The 3,786-nt window shown below is 46.4% G+C and carries 4 protein-coding genes; all 4 read left to right on the top strand.

The window, feature by feature from the left end:
- Positions 1-62 precede the first annotated feature (62 nt).
- The 4 genes from hemB (at position 63) to ACLTL4_RS11090 (ending at position 3,763) form a co-directional block, all read left to right on the top strand.
- Positions 63-1,046 carry a porphobilinogen synthase gene (hemB, locus tag ACLTL4_RS11105; RefSeq protein ID WP_173866107.1) on the top strand — a complete coding sequence of 328 codons (984 nt, stop codon included), beginning with the start codon at positions 63-65 and terminating at the stop codon, positions 1,044-1,046.
- The gene (gene hemL / locus ACLTL4_RS11100; RefSeq protein WP_412320547.1) at positions 1,046-2,326 is read left to right on the top strand and encodes a glutamate-1-semialdehyde 2,1-aminomutase; all 1,281 of its coding nucleotides are present in this window, start codon (positions 1,046-1,048) and stop codon (positions 2,324-2,326) included. The genes hemB and hemL overlap by 1 nt, the downstream gene beginning before the upstream one ends.
- A 378-nt stretch (positions 2,327-2,704) precedes the next feature.
- Positions 2,705-3,025 (top strand): PadR family transcriptional regulator, encoded by a 321-nt coding sequence (locus tag ACLTL4_RS11095; RefSeq protein ID WP_022118834.1) that lies wholly within the window; start codon positions 2,705-2,707, stop codon positions 3,023-3,025.
- A gap of 18 nt (positions 3,026-3,043) precedes the next feature.
- Entirely contained in the window at positions 3,044-3,763 is a 720-nt protein-coding gene (locus tag ACLTL4_RS11090; protein WP_173882155.1) for a DUF1700 domain-containing protein, read from the top strand.
- Positions 3,764-3,786 lie beyond the last annotated feature (23 nt).

Raw genomic sequence — 3,786 nt, 5'->3', positions numbered from 1 at the left:
AAGTAGGAATGAAACATAAAGGTTTATAACTTTTTATAAGTTTTCAGTAACGGTAACAAAAGATGGATATGACAATCCGACCAAGAAGGTTAAGAGGAAACGATACACTCAGAAGAATGGTGAGAGAGACGAGAATGGATAAGTCTTCCCTGATCTATCCGATGTTTGTAAAAGAAGGGAATGACATCCGGGAGGAGATCCCGTCCATGGACGGACAGTACCGTTACAGTGTGGACTGCATGGGATTTGAACTGGAGCGGCTGTTAAATGCCGGTGTGAAAAATGTGATGTTTTTTGGCATCCCGGATCAGAAAGACGAAGTGGGAAGCGGAGCCTACAACGAAAATGGCATTGTGCAGAGAGCACTTCGGGAAGCAAAAGAAAAATTCCCGGAACTGTATCTGATCACGGACGTTTGTATGTGCGAGTACACATCACACGGACACTGCGGCATGTTGTGCGGACACGATGTGGACAATGATAGGACGCTGGATTTGCTTGCAAAGACCGCTCTTTCTCATGTGGAAGCCGGAGCAGATATGGTAGCACCATCCGATATGATGGACGGTCGTGTGCGTGCGATCCGTACGATGCTCGATCAGGCGGGACATACAGGCACACCGATCATGTCTTATGCCGTGAAATATGCATCCGCCTTTTATGGTCCATTCCGTGAAGCGGCAGGTTCTGCTCCGTCTTTTGGTGATCGCAAAACATATCAGATGGATTTTCATAATAAAAGAGAAGGCATCAAAGAGGCTCTGCTCGATGTCGAAGAGGGAGCGGATATCATTATGGTAAAACCGGCGATGGCTTATCAGGATGTGATCACAGAAGTGCGAAAAGTGGTCAACACACCGGTTGCAGCCTACAGCGTCAGCGGAGAATATGCTATGGTAAAAGCAGGAGCCAAACTAGGCTATATTGATGAAGAACGGATCATCGGTGAGATGGCAGTCGGTGCTTACCGTGCCGGAGCTGATATTTATCTTACCTATTTTGCAAAAGAGATTGCAAAAATGATGGATGAAGGGAAGATTGGATGATGACAAGATCAGAAGAACTTTTTAAAAAAGCAGTTACTTTGATGCCGGGTGGCGTGAACAGCCCGGTGCGTGCTTTTGGAAGTGTTGGCAGCACGCCGCGTTTTATTGAACAGGCAAACGGTGTTTATATGACCGATGTCGATGGAAACAAATATCTGGATTTTATCGGTTCCTGGGGACCGATGATCCTCGGACACAACCATCCGGCGATCAAAGAAGCCGTGATCAAAGCATGTGAAAAAGGACTGAGTTTTGGAGCCGCCACTGAAAAAGAAGTAGAGATGGCAGAGCTGATGACAGATGTGATCCCGTCACTTGAAATGGTGCGTATGGTCAATTCCGGAACAGAAGCCGTGATGAGTGCCATCCGTGCAGCCAGAGGTTATACAAGAAGGGATAAGATCGTAAAATTTACCGGATGCTATCATGGACATTCCGATGCACTTCTGGTAAAAGCAGGTTCCGGAGTTATGACAGCCGGAATCCCGGACAGTGCCGGTGTACCGGCAGGATGTACACAGGATACGTTATCTGCCATTTACAATGATCTGGCAAGCGTAGAGGCACTGTTTGACGAATATCCAAAGGAAATTGCTGCCGTGATCGTAGAGCCGGTGGCAGCCAATATGGGCGTTGTTCCGCCGAAAAAGGGATTTCTGGAAGGACTTCGAAAACTCTGTAGCGAGCATGGAAGCGTTCTGATCTTCGATGAAGTGATCACCGGATTCCGACTTGGACTTCAGGGTGCACAGGGCTATTTTGGTATCGATGCTGATCTTGTGACATACGGCAAGATCATCGGAGCCGGCATGCCGGTCGGAGCTTACGGCGGCAGACGCGAGATCATGGAGATGGTCTCACCGGTCGGAGCGGTTTATCAGGCAGGAACCTTAAGCGGCAATCCGGTTGCCATGGCAGCAGGCATTGCACAGCTTACCATTTTGAAAAACAATCCGCAGATTTATGAAGAACTCAATCAGAAAAGCGATACTTTCTTTGAAACCATGAAAGAAAATGCCAGAAAGAACGGACATGCATGGCAGGTAAACCATGTCGGCTCAATCGGTTCCCTGTTTTTCACAGAACAGCAGGTTGTTGACTATGCTTCCGCAAAAACCTCAGATACTGCTGAGTATGCACGGTATTTTAAATATATGCTGGACAATGGAATCCATCTTGCACCGGCACAGTTTGAAGCCATGTTTGTGTCAGCGGCACATACGGAAGAAAATCTGGCTTATGCACTGCAGAGGGCGGAGAATTTCTTAATGTGCAAATGAACGAATTCCCCGAAGAGCACGTAAAAGTGTCTTCTTTGGAATTCGTTCATTTTGCACATTGCCAAAAGTTACTGGCCTGCCAGAGGTCATTGAAGCGGAAAATAGAACAGCCATGATGAATTCGAAAACAAACCGAACAGGAAACGCAGCGTGTCAGCAGATTGTTTTCGAATCATTATGGCGTTCTGTTTTTTTACTTTGCAGATTGCTTTTCTGATAAATAGTTTTCAATTTTCGTATCAAAATTATCATTTTGGGGAGTATTGTCAATGAAAAATCCTCATAACTATATTTAAGAAAACCGTAAGAAAATACACATTGACAAACAATATTATATGATATATAGTATTGAAAAGAAAATAGTATCAGGAGGAAGCTATGGTTTTTAATACAGGGGCGGCACTTCTGGATGCCATTGTACTGGCCGTTGTGTCGAAAGAGGAAGCGGGTACTTACGGATACCGCATCACCCAGGATGTCCGAAAAGCGATCGATGTCTCAGAATCGACGCTGTATCCGGTGCTTCGCAGGCTTTTGAAGGATGACTGTCTTGAAGTCTATGATATGGAATTTGGCGGTCGAAACCGGCGTTATTATAAAATTACAGAACGCGGGATGGCCCAGCTTCAGCTGTATAAGACAGAGTGGAAAGAGTACTCAGCCAGGATTGGCAATATTTTTGACGGAGGTGAACTTTAAGTGGGCAGGAAAGAGTTTATGGAACAACTTGCGGCACTTCTTGGTGATATTTCACCGCAGGAGCGGGAGGAAGCACTGGATTATTACGAGCGGTATTTTGATGAAGCAGGAGATGACCTGCAGCAGGCAATCGACCATCTGGGAAGCCCGCAGAAGGTGGCACAGGATATCAAAAGTGGATTAAAAGGGGAGTACTTTTATACAGAAAACGGTGCAGAAAGTGCAGCATCCGATACAGAAAGCAAGACACCGGCTTTTTATGTGGAGGAGGAAAAGAAAGGCGACAGAGCAAAAGCATCTGCTGCAAAGTGGTCATTCTGGAGCTGGTGGGAAGATCAGAACACGATCATGAGGGTGATTTGGTTTGCACTGGCACTGGCGATTCTGATCCCGGCTGCAGGAGCCGTTCTTGGAACAGCAACCGGTCTGCTTGGAGGACTGATCGGGATCGTGGTTGGCATATTCGGACTGATCATTGGGATTCTGGCCGGAGCACTTGGCATTATGATCGCGGCTTATATATTTGGAGCAGTCAGTATTGTTTACGGAGCCGTGATGCTGTTTGTAAACCCATTTCGCGGTCTGATGTCCCTCGGCCTTGGATGTATCGGCCTTGCCGTTGGGATTTTTATGACATTTCTGTGCATATGGCTTTATCTGAAAATGCTTCCGGTTCTGATCCGGATGGCAGGAAAAGCACTTCATAAAATTTTTTCGGGAAGGAGCAGGATGGCATGAAAAAACGGACGAAAATCGCACTT

It is taken from the genome of Hominisplanchenecus sp., from assembly GCF_046967715.1.
Lineage (GTDB): Bacteria > Bacillota > Clostridia > Lachnospirales > Lachnospiraceae > Hominisplanchenecus > Hominisplanchenecus faecis.
Note: the sequence above shows the minus strand (reverse complement) of the source record. Positions and strands in the feature narration are given on the sequence as shown.

Excerpts from the sequence above, each read along its gene's own strand:
- hemB (WP_173866107.1), top strand. The coding sequence starts at position 63 with ATGGATATGACAATCCGACCAAGAAGGTTAAGAGGAAACGATACACTC.
- hemL (WP_412320547.1), top strand. The coding sequence starts at position 1,046 with ATGACAAGATCAGAAGAACTTTTTAAAAAAGCAGTTACTTTGATGCCG.
- ACLTL4_RS11095 (WP_022118834.1), top strand. The coding sequence starts at position 2,705 with ATGGTTTTTAATACAGGGGCGGCACTTCTGGATGCCATTGTACTGGCC.
- ACLTL4_RS11090 (WP_173882155.1), top strand. The coding sequence starts at position 3,044 with ATGGAACAACTTGCGGCACTTCTTGGTGATATTTCACCGCAGGAGCGG.